The 18,462-nt window shown below is 45.6% G+C and carries 13 protein-coding genes; 12 read left to right on the top strand and 1 reads right to left on the bottom strand.

What is annotated here, in order from left to right; translation table 11 throughout:
* Positions 1–9: 9 nt before the first annotated feature.
* A complete protein-coding gene (locus tag ABD772_RS13625; protein ID WP_345105405.1) occupies positions 10–3,309 on the top strand; it encodes a DUF5107 domain-containing protein in 3,300 nt (1,099 codons plus the stop codon).
* A gap of 57 nt (positions 3,310–3,366) precedes the next feature.
* A complete protein-coding gene (locus ABD772_RS13620) occupies positions 3,367–3,984 on the top strand; it encodes an HAD family hydrolase (RefSeq protein ID WP_345105402.1) in 618 nt (205 codons plus the stop codon).
* On the opposite strand, the gene ABD772_RS13615 is transcribed toward ABD772_RS13620, so the two are convergent.
* Positions 3,981–4,697, bottom strand: coding sequence for a GntR family transcriptional regulator (locus tag ABD772_RS13615; protein WP_345105399.1), 717 nt, complete (start codon positions 4,695–4,697; stop codon positions 3,981–3,983). The genes ABD772_RS13620 and ABD772_RS13615 overlap by 4 nt on opposite strands.
* Positions 4,698–4,873: 176 nt before the next feature.
* Here ABD772_RS13615 and ABD772_RS13610 point away from each other — a divergent pair, with 176 nt between their 5' ends.
* From ABD772_RS13610 to ABD772_RS13565, 10 genes are all read left to right on the top strand, one after another.
* Positions 4,874–7,114 carry a GH92 family glycosyl hydrolase gene (locus ABD772_RS13610; RefSeq protein ID WP_345105396.1) on the top strand — a complete coding sequence of 747 codons (2,241 nt, stop codon included), beginning with the start codon at positions 4,874–4,876 and terminating at the stop codon, positions 7,112–7,114.
* A 46-nt stretch (positions 7,115–7,160) separates the two neighbouring features.
* Positions 7,161–7,991, top strand: a complete 831-nt coding sequence (locus tag ABD772_RS13605) for a class I fructose-bisphosphate aldolase (RefSeq protein ID WP_345105393.1) — start codon at positions 7,161–7,163, stop codon at positions 7,989–7,991.
* Between the two features lie 176 nt (positions 7,992–8,167).
* Positions 8,168–9,316, top strand: a complete 1,149-nt coding sequence (locus ABD772_RS13600; RefSeq protein ID WP_345105389.1) for a Gfo/Idh/MocA family protein — start codon at positions 8,168–8,170, stop codon at positions 9,314–9,316.
* On the top strand, positions 9,313–9,885 hold the full coding sequence (locus tag ABD772_RS13595; protein WP_345105387.1) for a D-lyxose/D-mannose family sugar isomerase: 573 nt from the start codon (positions 9,313–9,315) through the stop codon (positions 9,883–9,885). The genes ABD772_RS13600 and ABD772_RS13595 overlap by 4 nt, the downstream gene beginning before the upstream one ends.
* 3 nt (positions 9,886–9,888) lie before the next feature.
* Positions 9,889–10,902, top strand: coding sequence for a carbohydrate kinase family protein (locus tag ABD772_RS13590; protein ID WP_345105385.1), 1,014 nt, complete (start codon positions 9,889–9,891; stop codon positions 10,900–10,902).
* A 20-nt stretch (positions 10,903–10,922) separates the two neighbouring features.
* A complete protein-coding gene (locus ABD772_RS13585; protein WP_345105382.1) occupies positions 10,923–13,745 on the top strand; it encodes an FAD-binding and (Fe-S)-binding domain-containing protein in 2,823 nt (940 codons plus the stop codon).
* Between the two features lie 191 nt (positions 13,746–13,936).
* A complete protein-coding gene (locus ABD772_RS13580; protein WP_345105380.1) occupies positions 13,937–14,617 on the top strand; it encodes a response regulator transcription factor in 681 nt (226 codons plus the stop codon).
* A gap of 1 nt (position 14,618) precedes the next feature.
* On the top strand, positions 14,619–15,989 hold the full coding sequence (locus ABD772_RS13575; protein WP_345105377.1) for a sensor histidine kinase: 1,371 nt from the start codon (positions 14,619–14,621) through the stop codon (positions 15,987–15,989).
* A 57-nt stretch (positions 15,990–16,046) separates the two neighbouring features.
* Positions 16,047–17,318: a TolC family protein gene (locus tag ABD772_RS13570; RefSeq protein ID WP_345105374.1), complete on the top strand. Its 1,272-nt coding sequence runs from the start codon at positions 16,047–16,049 to the stop codon at positions 17,316–17,318.
* Positions 17,319–17,339: 21 nt separating this feature from the next.
* Positions 17,340–18,440 carry an efflux RND transporter periplasmic adaptor subunit gene (locus ABD772_RS13565; protein ID WP_345105371.1) on the top strand — a complete coding sequence of 367 codons (1,101 nt, stop codon included), beginning with the start codon at positions 17,340–17,342 and terminating at the stop codon, positions 18,438–18,440.
* The last annotated feature ends 22 nt before the right edge of the window (positions 18,441–18,462 follow it).

The following is an 18,462-nucleotide window of genomic DNA, read 5'->3' as shown; positions in this document are numbered from 1 at the left end:
TCTATTACAATGAGCGATCTATTTGTAAATATCTGGGAAGAAAAAGTAAGCATCCCAACCTACGGCATCGGCAAACCTGACAAGAACCCGATGTTTTTTGAGAAACGCGTATACCAGGGCAGCAGCGGCAAGGTATACCCAAACCCGGTGATTGAGAAGATCTATGATGAAAAAGAGGATAGGGAATACACCGGCCTGTTTTTGGAAAACAAGTATCTCAAGATCATGGTCCTGCCTGAGCTTGGCGGGCGTATCCAGATGGCTTATGATAAGGTACACAACCGGCACTTTGTTTATTATAACCAGGTGATCAAACCTGCGTTAGTAGGTTTAACTGGCCCGTGGATATCGGGAGGAATAGAGTTCAATTGGCCGCAACATCATCGCCCCAGCACTTTTGAACCGGTTGATTATAAGATAGAAAGCAATCCCGATGGCAGCAAAACCATCTGGACAAACGAAATAGAACGCATGTTCCACACCAAGGGCATGACGGGTTTTACGTTGTATCCTGACAAGGCTTACATCGAGATTAAAGCCAAATTGCTTAACCGCTCGTACCTGCCGCAAACCTTTTTGTGGTGGGCCAATCCGGCGGTTAAGGTGAATGATGATTACCAATCCGTTTTCCCGCCTGATGTGAATGCGGTGTATGATCATGGCAAGCGCGATGTATCTACTTTTCCTATTGCTACCAGTACATACTACAAAGTAGATTATTCGCCAGGCACGGATATCTCTCGTTATAAAAATATTCCGGTGCCCACTTCGTACATGGCCATCAACTCGGCTTATGATTTTGTGGGGGGATATGAGCACGACTCGCAGGGCGGCTTGCTGCATGTGGCTAATCACCATGTATCACCCGGCAAAAAACAGTGGACCTGGGGCCACAGCGATTTTGGGCAGGCCTGGGACCGCAACCTGACCGATGAGGACGGCCCATACATTGAGCTGATGACGGGAATGTTCACCGACAACCAACCCGACTTTAGCTGGCTGATGCCGAACGAGGAAAAGCATTTTACGCAATACTTTATGCCTTACAGTTACCTGGGCGTGATTAAAAATGCGAGTAAGGACATGCTGCTGGCTTTGGATTATACAGATAAGGTTATCAGCCTGAAAGTTTATACTACAAGCGAACAAAAGGCGCTAAAAATAAAACTTAGCTATGGGGGTAAAACCTTATTGGAGGAGGTAGCCGATATCAGTCCAGAGCGGATCTATAACAAAATTATCAACGCTGCAAATATTGATGAGCACCGATTGCTGACCATTATCACATCATCGCAAGGCAAAGAATTATTAAGATATGACCCGTCAAGCAACAAACTAAATAACATACCTGAGCCGGCTAAGCCGGCCTTGCAACCAACCGAAGTAGAGAATGCCGAGCAGTTGTTCCTGACCGCACAGCATTTGGAGCAATATCGCCATGCTACTTATAGTCCGGTACCGTATTATGAAGAGGCGCTGCGTCACGACCCGAAAGATATCCGTAACAACAATGCCTTAGGCGCCTGGTATCTGCGCCGCGGGAAATTTGCGCAAAGCGAACCGTATTTCCGCAATGCTGTCGAGACCAGCATCCAAAGAAACTCAAATCCGTACGATAGCGAGCCTTATTACAACCTGGGGCTATCGCTAAAATTTCAGGGCAAGAACAAAGAGGCTTACGATGCCTTTTACAAAGCCAGCTGGAGCAATGCCTGGAAAGATAGCGGCTTCTTTATGGTAGCGCAGTTGGATTTGCTGAATCAGAATTATGAACTGGCGTTGGATCATATCCAGTCGGCTATTGATCGTAATGCCAATAACAGCAAGGCTTATGTATTGCAAGCTGCTGCTTACCGCAAGTTGGATAGAATTGCTGAAGCTGTCGAGGTTTGTAACCAAGCTTTAAAACGCGATGGCTTTAACCTGGGAGCGCTGTTTGAATTATACCTGGCGAAAGGCGATAAGACTTATTTGGATAAACTCGTTCAACTATCGCGCGGTTGGGATCAAAACTTTATTGAATACGCTTTGGATTATGCCAATGCAGGTTTATTTAATGAAGCTGCTGATTTACTGAAATATGGGGTTGCTGGTGATGCAACGAATCCGATGATATACTATCACTTGGCTAATTTTCAGTATCAGTCAGGTAATGAAGATCAGGCTATCGGGCTATTGAAAAAAGCTGCCGCTGCCGATCCTTACCTGTGTTTCCCTGATCGGTTAGAGGATATTAATGCCTTACAATTAGCTTCGCAGCTAAATCCGGCGGATGCCAAAGCGCCTTACTATTTGGGTAATTTATGGTATGACAAGCGCCAGTATGATGATGCTATTGCCGCGTGGGAACTTTCTGCCAAATTGGATGATCAATTCCCGACGGTACTGCGGAATCTGGCAATCGCTTATTTCAACAAACGCAATGAGCACGAAAAAGCGGTGACCTATTTTGAAAAAGCGTTCAGCCTGGATAAAACCGACGCGCGGGTATTAATGGAACTCGATCAGCTCTATAAACGCCTTAACCACGCCCCGGTTGATCGCTTAAAAGTACTTGAAAGTAACTTAACTACTACTCTTGAGCGCGATGATATTTACCTGGAGCGCGCGGCTATTCTTAATTTCTTAGGCCATCACGAAAAAGCCCTGGGCCTGATCAGCGAGCGCCAGTTTCACCCCTGGGAGGGCGGCGAGGGTAAGGCATCCGGTCAGTACGTTTACAGCCTGGTAGCCATTGCCAGCGAGAAGCTGAATAACGGCGAGTTTACCGTAGCTATCGACCTGTTGGAAAAAGCACAGGTGTACCCGCATAACCTTGGCGAGGGTAAGTTATTCGGTGCGGCCGAGAACGACCTCTTCTACTGGCTGGGCTGTGCCAACGAGGGCCTTAACGCCAAAGAGCAGGCCCAATGGTTTTTCCGCAAAGCTACGGAAGGTTTAGACGAGCCATCGGCGGCAATTTTCTACAACGACCAGCAGCCCGACAAGATCTTTTACCAGGGCCTGGCCTGGAACAAACTGGGTGAAGAAGCCAAAGCCCAAGAGATTTTTAATAAGCTGGTGGCGTTTGGTCAAAAGCATTTGGACGATGAGGTAAAGATCGATTACTTCGCGGTGTCACTGCCTAATCTATTGATCTTTGATGATGACTTGAACGTGCGCAACAAAGCGCATTGCTTCTACATACAGGGTTTAGGTTATCTGGGGCTTGGGCAGCATGACAAAGCCGTGCAAATATTCAACAAAGTACTGGCCATAGACGCTGCGCATTTTGGCGCTAACCTGCATTTGAAAATGGCCGGGCGTTAGCCTAATAGAGACGTAATACATTGCGTCTCTACACCCATTTGTTTACCTTTGCCGCCTATGGAAATTACATCACCATCTAAATACGAAAAACTATTAGAACGCAGCGATAAAGGCTATAAAGCGTTCCTTTATGATTGCGACGGCACCCTTGCCGACAACATGAAAGCCCATGCGCTTACCTATATAAAAGTCGCCGCCGACCAGGGCGTTCATATTAACGGCGAAATCATTGATGAGTTGGCAGGCTGGCCTGTGCCTGCTGTGGTTAAAGAGATCAATAAACGTTATGGCTCAAACATGGATCCTGAAGAATTCGCAGAAATTCGCCAGAAACTATATCATGATGAATACATTGCTAAGATAACCCCGGTTGAGCATGTGGTTGACCACCTGAAAGCACATTACGGTAAAGTGCCTATTGCGGTAGTATCGGGCGGGTCTCGCGAAGCGGTCGAGAAAACTTTGAATGTTTTGGGTATTGCCGATCTTGTGGAAACTTTGGTTTGCGCCGGCGAGACTCCGCACGGTAAACCGTACCCTGATCCGTTTCTGGCTGCGGCTGTAAAATTAGGCGTCGACCCAAAACATTGCCTGGTGTTTGAAGATGGCGATCCGGGTGTTCAATCGGCCATTGCCGCCGGTATGGATTGGGTGCGTATAGATCAGCTTGACTAAAAACTGTCCTGCAGGAAATTTTCTTCGGTGTTACAGTATAAAGACGAGTAAATACGGACGCCCTTATTATTGGTTTGCAGGCGGCGTTTCATGTGCACCACGGGGTGGGTTGTCTTTATGTTTAATAAATGGCTGATGTTTTTATCGGCGTGTATAGCCCAAATTTTTTGCTCGCCTTCTTTAACTTCAATTTTATAATGCTCTTTCAGGATCTTGAAAAGCGAGCGGTTTTCTAAACTTCTTGACGAAAAATGCGGCAAATCAATATTAGTGATGTGTGTTTCTTCATACAATACCGGGTGATTATTGATATACCTTAAACGCGAAAAAAAGATACAACCTGCATTCAGTTCATCTTCATCCAATTCAAAAAAGAAATCATCTGGCCAGGCTTTTTTAATGGGTTTTTGAAGGATGGTGGTAGTTAGTTTGCGGTCGCCTATGCCGGCAGTAACCCCGCTTAACGAAAGTATACCCAAGCCGCTTTTAGGTTCGGATACGATACTGCCTTTGCCATGTTTACGGGTAATATAACCCATATTAGCCAAAGCGGATAAAGCCTGCCTGATGGTTGCCCGCGTAGTGTCGTACTTTTTGCAAAGCTCGTTTTCTGACGGCAGCAGATCATCCTTTTTGTACTCCCCGCTTTCTATTAAAGCTTTAAGGTCGTCAATTATTTTTTTATATAAATGGATTACTTCTTTCTTACTCATGGATTTAGGCGGGTCGATTACAAATGTAATAAAATGTTGATAACGCAACGTATACAGGAGATTAAAAACCTACGGTATTTGCTTGTATATACAAGATAAACTTATTATGTTTGGTTTTGACAAACCAACTGGCACCGCAAAACCGCGGTGTATTTTAAATAAACTTAAACATCATTATGCAAAGAGCGTTTGTGACAATCGCACTCCTCATGGTTGTAAACGGATTATTTGCACAGCATAAAAGCTTATTGCAATATGTTGATCCATACGTAGGTACTGCGCCAAGCACCACTTTGTCGGCAGCTAAACATGGCGGGGGTACTGAGTTGCAGGCCAACACCATACCCGAGGTTTGCGTACCCTTTGGTATGACGCAATGGGTGCCCCAAACTCAGCGACTAGAGACCAAATGCATACCACCCTACATTTATCGCGATAATAAAATAAGCGGCTTTAGAGGCACGCACTGGCTCAGCGGCTCTTGTGTGCCGGATTATGGAAGTTTTACTGTTATGCCTGTTACCGGCAAATTACGAACAGCTACCGCTGAAACCACCGCCACATTTTTGCACTCTGATGAGCTAACCCGTCCTGATTACTACCGGGTGATTTTTACCGAAAATCAATTAAAGACCGAAATAACAGCTACCGCCCGCTGCGCCATCATACAATTTACCGCCGCCGCAGACGACAGCCTTTACTTACTGGTATCGCCCAATAGCGATAAAGGCAAGGCGCATGTTTATGTAAACCGGCAAAAAAATGAAATATCGGGCTATAATCCGGCCTATCGCATTTATACCGGTAGCGGTAAGCCTGCCGGTTTTAGCGGTTATTTTGTTATTCGATTTGAAAAGCAGTTATCTAACGGCGGCACTTTTGCAGGTGCGGAGCATTCTAAAGCAGATAGCATCGCTGATAAGAAAGATATTGGTGCTTTTACCGGTTTTAAAGTGAAGAAGGGTGAAGTGATCCGTATTAAGATCGGCACCTCATTTACCGGTATTGCTGAAGCCCGAAAGAATCTGGATGCCGAAATTGCCGGTTGGAACTTTAACCAGGTACGCCAACAAGCGGCCTTGGCCTGGGAAAAAGCATTGCACAAAATTGAGATTACTGACCCAAGCGAAAAGAATAAGCACATTTTTTACTCCGCCATGTATCACAGCATGATTATGCCGAGATTATATAATGATGTTGACGGTACCTATCCAAAGTTCTCACATCAGTATCAAAATGCTCAGCTATCCGCAGGAAAAAATTATTATGATGATTTGTCGATGTGGGATATTTATCGGGCAGAGCTGCCATTGCTGGAGATACTACAACCCAAACTGGTAAGCAATATCATCCATTCCATGATCCTGAAAGGACAACAGGGCGGCTGGATGCCGATATTCCCGATATGGAACAGCTATACCAGTGCCATGATCGGCGATCATGTTGCACCGTTTGTTGCTTCGGCGTATTTAAGAGGGATTGCTGATTATGATGTAAGAGAAGCGTATCGCCTGCTAAGGCAAAACGCTTTTGATGCAGCGCCAGAGGCAGATTATGAGGCCGGCAAAGGCCGCCGCGCATTGGACTCATACCTTAAATACGGTTACATCCCCTTAGAAGATGAGGTTAAAGATGCGCCGCATCGCAATGAACAGGTGTCGCGTACGTTGGAATATGCTTATGACGATTATGCGCTGGCTAAATTCGCTGAAGCATTGGGTGATAAAGCGGATTACGATCAACTGTTGTCCCGCTCAAAAAATTATAAAAATGTTTTCGATGCGTCTACCGGTTTAGTGCGCGGCAAACATGCCGATGGTACTTGGATCACTCCTTTTTATCCTGACAAAAAAACATCTTATATCACAGAGGGTACAGCCCGGCAATATACTTTTTATGTCCCGCAGGATGTGGCAGGTTTGACGCAGTTGATGGGCGGCAAGGACAAACTGGAAAACGCGCTCGACAGTATTTTTATAAAAGATGAATACTGGCATGGCAATGAACCGGGACATCAAACGCCATACATGTACAATTTTACCAATCATTCCTGGAAAACCCAGCAGGTTGTTGCCCGCGTACGTGAAGAAGAATATACTGACGGCCCTGGCGGCCTGAGCGGTAACGACGATTCGGGGCAGATGAGCGCCTGGTATATTTTCTCGTCTTTGGGTTTTTACCCGGTCGATCCGGTCTCTGCCGATTATCAGCTGGGTACGCCGCTATTTAAAAAGGCGGTGATCAATTTGGACAATGGTAAAAAGTTTATCATCAATGTGTCTAAAAATACGGCATCTTCAGTTTATATTAGGTCCGTAAACTTAAACGGCGCCAATTATAAATTGAATAGTATTGCTTACAAAACCATTGCAAAAGGCGGCGTAATGAATGTTTATCTATCAGATAGCCATAAATAAACCCATTAACTTGTATACACAACCCATAAAGACATATCTTTGAAGAATGAAGACCTACAGATTAAACAGATTATTTAACGGCCGCTCGGGCAATTGCTTTGACGTAGCGATAGATCATGGATTTTTTAACGAATATCCGTTCTTAAATGGGATTGAAAATATCAAAAAAGCAGTCGACGTTTTGGTTGATGCTGCTCCGGACGCCATACAGCTAACCATTGGTCAGGCGCAGTACTTGCAGTCAATTCCCGGCCGACAAAAACCGTCATTGGTACTGCGTACCGACGTAGCTAACGTGTATGGCAAGGATTTGCCAAGAGCATTGTTCAGCCGCATGATTGAAAACCCGGTTGAGCAGGCTTTGCGTTTAGATGCTACTTGCGTAGTGGTAAATTTATTCAGCATTCCGGGCGAACCGGAGGTTGCCGATCAATGTATCCAAAACATCCTGAAAATAAAACCGGTGTGCGAGCAATATGCTATGCCGCTGATGATTGAGCCATTGGTATTCCGCCCTAATACCGAAGCCGGTGGCTATATGGTTGATGGCGACCCGTCAAAGATCATCCCATTGGTAAGGCAAGGTGTTGAGCTGGGTGCCGACATTATTAAGGCGGACCCAACCGACGACGTTAATCAATATCACCGTGTGGTTGAAGTTGCGGGTAATATCCCGGTACTGGTGCGTGGCGGCGGCAAGGCCAGCGACGAAGAGATCATGCAAAGAACTTACGGCCTGATGCAGCAAGGCGTTAAAGGCATTGTGTACGGCCGCAACGTGATACAGCACGCTAACCCGGCTGGTATGACCAAAGCCCTGATGGCCCTGGTGCACGATGGCGCCAAACCGGCTGATGTAATGCATTTGTTGAAATAATCAGTTAGGTGATAAAAAAATTGTCCTTCCGAGCGGGGGCGAAGAATCTGCAAACTATGCATAGCAAGGCGATTATTGCAAGTCGGCAGATGCTTTGCTCGACAGCATGACAAAAAGGATTTGTGATGCTATGCAATAGCGAAAAAGGTATTTATAAGTAAAAACTCACATTTACAATGAAAACAATCAACATAGGTATTATAGGTGGCGGACTGATGGGCCGCGAGGCTGCCAGTTCGTTTGGCCGCTGGTTTGCGCTGAATGATTTCCCGGCACAGGTGGCATTGAAGGCTGTTTGCGATCTGAATCCGCAAGTGTTGGAGTGGTATAAAAATATTTCGTCAGTCGACTTATTGACCGCCGATTATAAAGAATTGTTACAGCGTGACGATATCGACGTGGTTTACGTGGCCCTGCCTCATAACCTGCATAAAGATTTTTATATCGAAGTTTTAGAAGCAGGTAAAGACTTACTGGCCGAGAAACCTTTTGGTATTGATCTGGAAGCCGCGCTGGCTATCCGCGATAAGGGGGAGGCATTGGGCCGCTTTGTGCGTTGCAGCTCTGAGATGCCTTTCCTGCCTGGCCCGCAAAGAGTAATAGAGGAAGTGAAATCAGGCCGTATGGGCGAGATCATTGAAATAAAAGCCGGCTTTCTGCATTCGAGCGATATCGACCCAAACAAACCCATCAACTGGAAACGCCAGGTTAAATATTGCGGAGAGATAGGTGTAATGGGCGATCTGGGCATGCACGTATTACATGTGCCGCTGCGTTTGGGCTGGAAACCAGAATTGGTTTATGCCAACCTGCAAAAGATAGTAGAGCAACGTCCGGATGGCAAAGGCGGTATGGCCGTTTGCGATACCTGGAACAATGCAACATTAAATACTCAGGTAACTATCGACGGTAAACAAGTGCCGATGTTATTAGAAATGAAACGCATTGCGCCGGGCGAAACCAACACCTGGTATATCGAAATATTTGGGACCAAAGGTGGCGTTAAATACAGCACCAAAGATACCAAAGCATTGTGGACCTTCCGCATTGATGGAGACCAATACTGGCAGCGCACTGATCTGGGTTTCAAAGGTGTGCCGTTCCCGGTTATTACCGGCGGTATTTTTGAGCCTGGCTTTGCTGATTGCTTTATGCAAATGCTGGCCGGTTACGTTGCTGAGCGCGAAGGATTCCTGAATGGCCGCTTTGGCTGTGTTACACCTGATGAGGCCGTGGCTAGTCATTATGTATTTGATGCGGCACTGAAATCGTTCGCTAATCAAACTGTCGAAAAAATAGTATACAATCAAACTCAACCGGCATGAAAAGATCAGAGATCAACCAGGCAATTGTAAGTTCGGGTAAGTTTTTTAAACAGGGTGGTTGGACACTCCCCCCCCAACCTCGTTGGGATGTAACCGACTTTGGCTTAGGCAACTTTAAAAACTATGGTTTGATTTTGATCAATCTGGCCGAAGAGGCTGAGTATTGCGAGAAGCTAATGTATGCTGCCAAAGGGCAAACCACGCCGTCGCATACGCATAAAAAGAAAAAGGAAGATATTATTTGCCGGACAGGCGAGCTGGTTATTCGCCTTTGGGCCAATGACCCAGCTCACGATATGGGGCAAGGTGTTTTCCAGATGAAGGTTAACGGTGAGTTTAAGGATTTTAAATCGGGCGACGAGTTGCATTTAAAATCGGGCGAGCGCGTTACCATTGAGCCAGGTATCTGGCATGAGTTTTTTCCGGCATCGGATGAGTGCATTATTGGCGAGGTATCTACCGCCAATGATGATCTGAACGATAACTTTTTCTCTGACCCGAATATTGGTCGCTACGCCGAGATAGATGAGGACGAAAACCCGATAGTGAAACTACTAAGCGACAAATAGGCCATGAGAAACGGCATTTTGGTTGGCGGCAATTGGATCATGGATCAGGTAAAACTAATCGATGGTTTTCCGGAAGAAGAAAAGCTGGTAAACATATTTACTGAGAGTAGCTGTAATGGCGGCTCGGCCTATAATGTAATTATGGGGCTGGTAAAACTACGGGCTAATTTTCCGTTAAGCGGAGTAGGTTTGGTGGGCGATGACGAAAAGGGAGACCGTATCATAGCACATTGCCAAAGCATGGGCATCAATACCGATCAAATACGCAAAACGGGTGCTGCCCATACTTCATATACAGACGTAATGAGCGTTAAGAGTACCGGCAGGCGCACTTTTTTTCACCAACGCGGGGCCAATGCCTTGTTGGATATAGGCGATTTTGATTTTTCTGCTTCGCAGGATAAAATTTTTCATTTAGGCTATTTGCTGCTGCTGGATAAGCTGGATATCATCGAAGCCGACGGTACCACCCGCGGCAGCAAAGTTTTGAAAAATGCCAAAGAGCAGGGATTGATCACTTCGGTAGATATTGTGAGTGAGCGGTCTGACCGTTTTAAGGACGTGATACCACCTTCACTGCCATATATCGATTACCTGTTTGTGAACGAGTATGAAGCCGGGAAGATCACCGGTATTGATACTACGATGGACGGTAACATCGTCCTGAAAAGATGTTATGAAGCCGCGCATCGCATTATCGATATGGGAGTTAGGCAATGGGTTATTCTACATTTCCCAACAGGAGTTATCGCGGTTAACAAAGCGGGCCAAACGCATTATCAACCCAGCATCAACATGCCTGCCGAGAAAATTGCCGGAGCATCTGGCGCGGGTGATGCTTTTGCCGCCGGGGTTTTAACCGGTGTGCATAACAATATGGATATTACCGGGTGCCTTAATCTCGGAGTTTGTGCCGCTGCTTCAAGTTTATTTGAACCGACATCTTCGGATGGTATTTTACCTTCGACAGAATGTCTTAAATTAGCAAAGCTTTTCGGCTATCGCGAAGCTGTGTAAACCTAAAAACAACTCTTGTAGTGGATCAAAAGATCGGAGATTTATTGGGGGCGATATTGCCCGCCGAGCGGATAAAGACAGACCTGATCGACCTGGTGTCGTCAGCGCCAGATGCCGGATTTTATTACCTGCGCCCGAAGGCGGTAGTTTTACCTGCTTCAGAGAAAGAGGTTATTGATCTGCTGGCTTTTTCGAGACGGCATAGCATCCCGGTTACTTTCCGTACTGCGGGTACCAGTTTATCGGGCCAGTCAATAACCGATGGGATACTGGTAGATCTGAGCCAGCATTGGAACAAAGTCACAATAGAAAACAACGGGGAGCTGGTGCGGGTAAAGCCCGGTGCCATTGGCGCCCATGTAAATACTTTCCTCAAAAAATATCAGCGCAAAATTGGCCCCGACCCGGCCAGTATCAATGCAGCTATGATGGGCGGCATTATATCAAACAATGCCAGTGGCATGTGCTGTGGTGTAAGCAAGAACTCTTATCATACCGTAAAATATATAACTTTTATTTTACCTGATGGCAAGCGCTACAACACAGAGTTGCCAGCCGATTATGAGCGCTTTAAAACGGAATCGGCACCGATATATAACAAGCTAAAAGAACTGCGTGAGCTTATCCTGAATGATCAGGATATTTACAATAAGATTCGCCGAAAATATCAAACCAAAAACACCGTAGGCTATTCGGTAAATGCATTCATTGATTTTGAGGAGCCAATGGATATCCTGGCGCATCTGCTGATAGGCGCCGAAGGTACTTTGGGCTTTATTGCCGAGGCAGTACTTCAAACCACACCCGACTATCCTGAAAAGCTTACCGGCATCCTATATTTTACCGATATCTACTCGGCTTGCCAGGCTATCCGTCCGTTAACTAATGCCGGCGCAGTTGCTGTGGAGCTAATGGACAGGGCCTCGCTACAATCCATAGAAAATATAGCCGGCATGCCTGCAATCATCAAAACTTTACCCGACAATGCGGCCGCTTTGCTGGTAGAATTTCAAGGCAATACCCAAGATGAACTGAAGGTGCAAATGGACGGATTCCTGGCTATTACTAATGAGCTGTCGCTATTGGTAGAAGCCGAGTTTACGGCGATTGCGGCAGAACAGGCATTATTTTGGAAGGTACGAAAGGGCATGTTCCCGGCAGTGGGCGCAGTGCGTGTCAGCGGCACCTCGGTAATTTTGGAGGATATCGCTTTCCCTGTCGATAGTTTAGGCGATGCCATCATCGACCTGCAACAGCTATTTAAGCAGCATGGGTACGAACGTGCAATTATATTCGGTCACGCCAAGGATGGCAATATCCACTTTGTGGTTACACAGGCTTTTGATACGGCTGCCGAGGTAACACGGTATCAAGCTTTTCTACAGGATGTGGTTGATCTCGTCGTGAAAAAATATAACGGCGCGTTAAAAGCTGAGCACGGCACCGGCCGCAATATGGCGCCTTTTGTAGAGACGGAATGGGGTGGGGATATTTACCGGATCATGAAATCGGTAAAAGAAACCGTCGACCCATACAACCTGATCAATCCTGGTGTTATTATCAACGCCGATAAACAGGCTCACATTAAAAACCTGAAAGAACTGGCGCAGGTTGAAGAAGAAGTTGACCGCTGTATTGAATGCGGTTTTTGCGAACATAAATGCCCAAGTCGTGACATCACGCTTACTCCTCGTAAACGCATTGTAGTGCGCCGCGAGTTATTAAGATTAAAGAACCAGGGCTACAATCCTCAATATAAAGAACTGCTGCACCAATACCAGTACGAAGGCCTGGAAACCTGCGCTGTAGACGGCCTTTGCGCTACAGCCTGCCCCGTTGACATTAATACCGGTGATCTGATAAAGCGACTTCGACGCGAAAAACATTCAGATGTTGCAAACAATCTGGCCTTATTTACTGCCCGACGATTTAGGGTGATTTATAAACTGGTACGCCTGGGCCTTAAAACCGGGATACTGATTAACCGGCTATTTGGCCAGCAAGCAACGTACAGGCTGACTAAAGGTTTGCGTAAAATTATTCCGGCCTTTCCATTATGGTCAAATCAATTGGCTGCGGCGCGGCCCATTCCGGGTAATCTATACAACTCTACCTATAATCGATCAGTAGTATATTTTCCTGCCTGTATATCGCGCGCCATGGGCGAACCTGATGGACAAAAAGGTGTTATGCAAACCTTTATGGATGTGTCGGCAAAGGCACGTATCAATGTCATCATTCCGCAGGATATCCAGAAAAGTTGCTGCGGGCAGATCTATTCTTCCAAAGGATTTAAAGATGCATATCATTATATGACTAACTTAACGGTTAGTCAGTTGTGGGAGGTCTCGGCCGCAGGCAAGTTGCCCGTGGTTTTAGATATCAGCTCATGCACCCAAACGCTAACGCATTGTCGTGGCGTACTGACGGAAGAAAATAAAGCCAGATTTGATCAGCTGACCATCATCGATAGTGTTACCTATATTCATGACTTTGTGCTGCCGCAAATCAGGATTCTCCATAAAAAAGAAAACGTGGTGCTTCATCCCGTTTGTTCGCTCCAAAAAATGCCCGGACTGGAAACCCAGTTTATCCATATTGCCCGCAGGTTTGCCAAAAATGTTGATGTGCCGGTATTTGCAGGCTGCTGCGGCATGGCTGGCGACAGGGGCTTTCTGCATCCGGAGCTAACTTACTCGGCTACCCGGCCCGAGGCTAAAGAAATTGGAGGTTGTGATTTTGACGGTTATTATTCATCTTCAAAAACCTGCGAGATAGCTTTGTCTGACGCAGTGGGCAGAAACTACCATTCGATATTGATGTTGGTGGACGAGTGTTCGTAAATGCCGTCACCACCTACCTCATTGCCAGGATGAACGACGAAGCAATCTCTACACGATAGTGGCAAATTTGACTAGCGTATGCAGAGATTGCTTGGTTCTTCGCTATGACGCGCGGGCAAGTAGTTCGTTCCGCACATTAAAATAATCTAAGACGCTGTATAATACTTTAAAACTATATTTGTTTATACGATATGGCTCAAATTTTTTTAGTTGAAGACGAAGAACGGGTATCGGCCATGGTGAAAAAAACGCTCGAAGAGAATAATCACACAGTCGATATCGCCGCAGATGGCGCCGAAGCTATTAAACGCTTCGCCAACAAACCTTATGACCTGATCATACTTGATCTGATGCTTCCCTACCTGGGGGGTGTTGAGGTATGCCGTCATATCAGGCAAAAAAATAAAACCATACCCATCCTGATGTTGACGGCGCTGAACAGTGTCGACGATAAGGTAACCGGACTCAACACAGGCGCCGACGATTACCTGGTAAAACCCTTTCACTTAAAAGAACTGCAGGCCCGCATTGATGCTTTATTAAGGCGCAACGCGTCTGAATCGTCGCCCATTATCAGCCAGGGTAATATCGTACTGAATATTGCCAATAATACCGTCGAGCGCGAAGGAAAAAAAATAACGCTTACTACTAAAGAATGTGCTCTACTGGAACTGCTAATGCATAATAATGACAAAATACTGTCGCGCCAAACTATAGCCGAAAAAGTATGGGGCATAAACTTCGACACCGGTACCAATGTGGTTGATGTATATGTAAACTATCTGCGCAATAAAATTGACAAAAGCTTTTCCCCAAAATACATCCATACCGTCGTAGGTAAAGGCTATATTTTTAAAACAGAATCGGCTTAATGTGAAAATAAAGGACAGGCTTTCGCTTTATTTTACGCTGGTAGGCTCGGGCATGTTGCTGGTGGTCATGGTGTCGCTTTATATATCGGTTTACACCATTGTACATAATGATTTTTACCGCCACCTGTATGACCGTGCTAATGTAGCTGCTGAACTTTATCTTAAAGCGGACGAAATAAGCCCCGACTCACTTGCCAAGGTCCGCACACGCTATATGCGTAATTTACACGGTGAGGTTACCCGGTTTTATGACGACAAGAACGACGCGGCTTTTATCCGTGATGATGAGCAGTATTGGAATTACAAAGTAATTGAGAGGGTACGCAAACAGAACTATCTGGAATATACCAGTAAGACAGCCCAAATAGTTGGCACGTATGTTAAGGACAACCAGGGCAATTTCGTAATTCTGGTTTCAGCCGTCGATGAGACAGGAAGGCGGCAACTGGCATCCATTCGCGAGGTAATGACCATTGTGTTTTTGATTGTAACCGCTACCTTATTTTTGGTAAGCCGGTGGCTGGCGCAAGGCACGCTATCGCCTATTAAAAATTTGGTGCGACAGATGAAATTGATCAAGGCCACCAACCTGCATCTGCGGATAGACGAAGGTAAGGGGAAGGATGAAATAAGTGAGCTGGCCAGCAACTTTAACCGGCTGTTAGAGCATCTTGAAAACGCCTTTTCTTTACAACGCACCTATGTCGCCAACGCGTCGCATGAATTGCGTACGCCTATCACCACCATTATCGGCGAAGCCGAACTGGCCTTGCAAAAACAACTTAACCCCGAAGAAAACCGCAGGATATTGCAATTGATCCTTGAAGAATCTGAGCGGTTACGCGATACTATTTCGGGCCTTATGGAACTGGCCCAGGTAGATATGGATTTCACCATTGCTCATCAAAGCCCGGTACGCATAGATGAATTATTATGGGAATTACAGGATCATTGGGCCGGCAAGATACGCCCGGGCGCATTGGAGTTAATCATTGAACATATGCCAGAGAATGAAGCAATGCTGACCATACCTGCTAATTATCAGTTGCTTTTTATCGCCTTAAATAACCTTATTGGTAACGCTTTTAAGTTTTCTCATCAGCGAACAGTAAAGTGTACCTTTTATGCCGACGAATCAACGATCCAAATGCAGATCATCGATTCAGGCATCGGTATCCCGGCACACGACATCGACCAGATCTTTAACTCGTTTTATCGCGCAAATAATAGCCGCAGTTTTGCCGGAAGCGGCATAGGGTTATACGTTACTCAAAAGATCATCCAGCTATTTAACGGAACGCTGGATGCGCAATCGCAACAGGGCCAGGGCACCTGTATGACTGTCAAATTCTTGCGACAGGAACAATTCTAATGTCATTTTAATTTATTCGATAATAGGCCTCGATACCTTTGTCGCTTTAGAATAAATATGCGTTTTAAAGTCGGTTTTTTATTAATACCCCTATTAATTTCAACTACAGTTTTTAAGGCAAGTGCCCAGACGGATACACTTAAAGTAAGCTTTCAGGACGCCGAAAAGCAGTTCCTGGAAAATAACCTTCAGTTACTTGCCCAGAAATACAATATCGAATCGAACAAAGCCCTGATATTGCAGGCCAAGCTTTGGGGCAATCCGGTATTGAGCACCGATCAGAATATTTATGACGGTGGTAGTAAAAAGTTCTTCTATCACAACAGCAGTTTGGGGCAGGTGTTTGTGCAGTTAAGCCAGGTTTTTCAAACCGCAGGCAAACGCGGCAAACAGGTGGCCGTGGCTAAAGACAATGCCCAGGTGCAGGAGGCCGCGTTTAACGACCTGATGCGCAACCTGCGTTATAATTTGCAGTTGGATTTTAGTCAGCTGGCTACGCTGATACAGCAGGATCAGGTTTACCGGTTGGAAATTGCCACTGCAACCAATTTAGTTAACGGCATCCAAAAGTCATACGATGCAGGCAATACATCGATGAAGGACCTGATCCGTTTAAAGGCGTTGTTATTTGGCCTGCAAAACGACAGGATAGAGAGTAGCAAACAGATCAATGATCTGCAAACAGAATTAAAAACGCTGTTAGGCGTAAAAGAAACTACATACATTGCCCCCACTTTAGCCGATCAACAAGGCCAACCGGTCAAGCTGGATATCCCAGCTTTGATCGGCCAGGCCGAAAGCAATCGTGCTGATTATCTGCAAAATAAATATCAGCTTAATTCGGCCTCGCATGATCTGGCTTATCAGAAAGCTTTGGCTGCGCCGGATATTACGATAGGTGTAGCTTATGACAAAAACAGCAGTTATGCGCGAAACTATTACGGCTTGCAAATAGGGCTTCCATTACCATTATTTAACCGTAATCAGGGCAATATAAAGGCGGCAGAGTATACACTGAAAAGTCAGGAGAATTTAGTAAAGGATAACGACCTGCGTCTGAAAAATGAAGTAGTTGCTGCGGTTAAACAATATGAGCTAACTCAGGAGCTATTTACCACCCAGCAATCAGAATTTAACGAGCAATATGACAAGCTTTTTAGCGCCATGATGAAAAGTTTCAAAGAACGCCACATTGGCCTAATTGAGTTTGTCGACTTCTTTGACACTTACAAAGACACTAAGCTTAAAATAATCCAGCAACAAAACAACCTGCAAAAGGCTATTGCCGACCTAAATTTTGCCACCGGGACAACAGTAATAAAGCCTTAATACTAAAAATTGATACTAATAATGATGAAAAGAGAAACGATTTTGATTGGTCTTGGCAGCTTAATGTTTTTGGCAGCCTGCAAGCCCAAAACCGTTGATGCCCCAGAGACCAAAGAGGTATGTATTAGTGACTCATTACAGAAAATGATCACTATTGATACCGCTAAAACCAGCACTATGAAAGATGAGCTTAGCCTTTCGGGCGAGGTTTCAAGCGATGATAATAATGTGGTTAAAGTATTCCCTTTTTCAAGCGGCCAGGTGATATCGGTAAAGGTGTCGTTAGGCGATAAAGTTGAGAAGGGCCAAACCCTGGCAGTGATGCGCAGTGCCGATGTTGCCGGTAATTATACTGACTTATCGTCGACCCAATCAGACCTTGCGGTAGCTAAGCGACAATTAGATCAGGCTGAATCGCTGTACAAAAACGGTATCTCGAGCGAACGTGATTATACTGAGGCTAAAGAGAACTATAATAAAGCCATAGCCGCCAACCGCAAGGTTAAACAGCAGCTATCCATCAATGGCGGAGGCAACACCAGCGAGAATGGCACGCTGGTTATCAAAGCTCCTGAAAGCGGTTATATCATTGAGAAAAGTATTACTTCGGGCAGTTTCATTCGTCAGGATAACTCGGGCAGCCTGTTTACTATTTCTAACATGCAGGATGTCTGGATATGGGCCAACGTATTTGAGTCGGACATTAGCAAGGTAAAAGTAGGCTACAACGCTAAAGTTACCACCCTGGCTTATCCGGGAAAAGTATTTATGGGCAAGGTGAACGAGGTCAGTTCAGTGCTGGACCCTGATAATAAGGTAATGAAGATCAAGATAGTACTACCTAATCCGGGGATGCTATTAAAACCCGAAATGTTTACTAACGTAGTGATTACCAATACCGAAAACCAGCAAGCAGTGTCTGTACCGGCAAAAGCCATTGTGTTTGACAGCAGCAAAAATTACGTCGTGGTTTACAACGGAAAATGCGACCTGAAAGTGCGGGAGGTTAGTGTGATCAAAACGGTGGATGATATCTCGTATATAGGTTCAGGCTTACAGCCCGGCGATAAGGTGATCTCAAAAAACCAACTGTTGTTGTATGATGCTTTAACCGGCGATTGATTGGCGTAATGCCTTCCCAATT

The sequence above is a fragment of the Mucilaginibacter panaciglaebae genome, from assembly GCF_039539265.1.
Classification (GTDB): Bacteria; Bacteroidota; Bacteroidia; order Sphingobacteriales; family Sphingobacteriaceae; genus Mucilaginibacter; species Mucilaginibacter panaciglaebae.
Note: the sequence above shows the minus strand (reverse complement) of the source record. Positions and strands in the feature narration are given on the sequence as shown.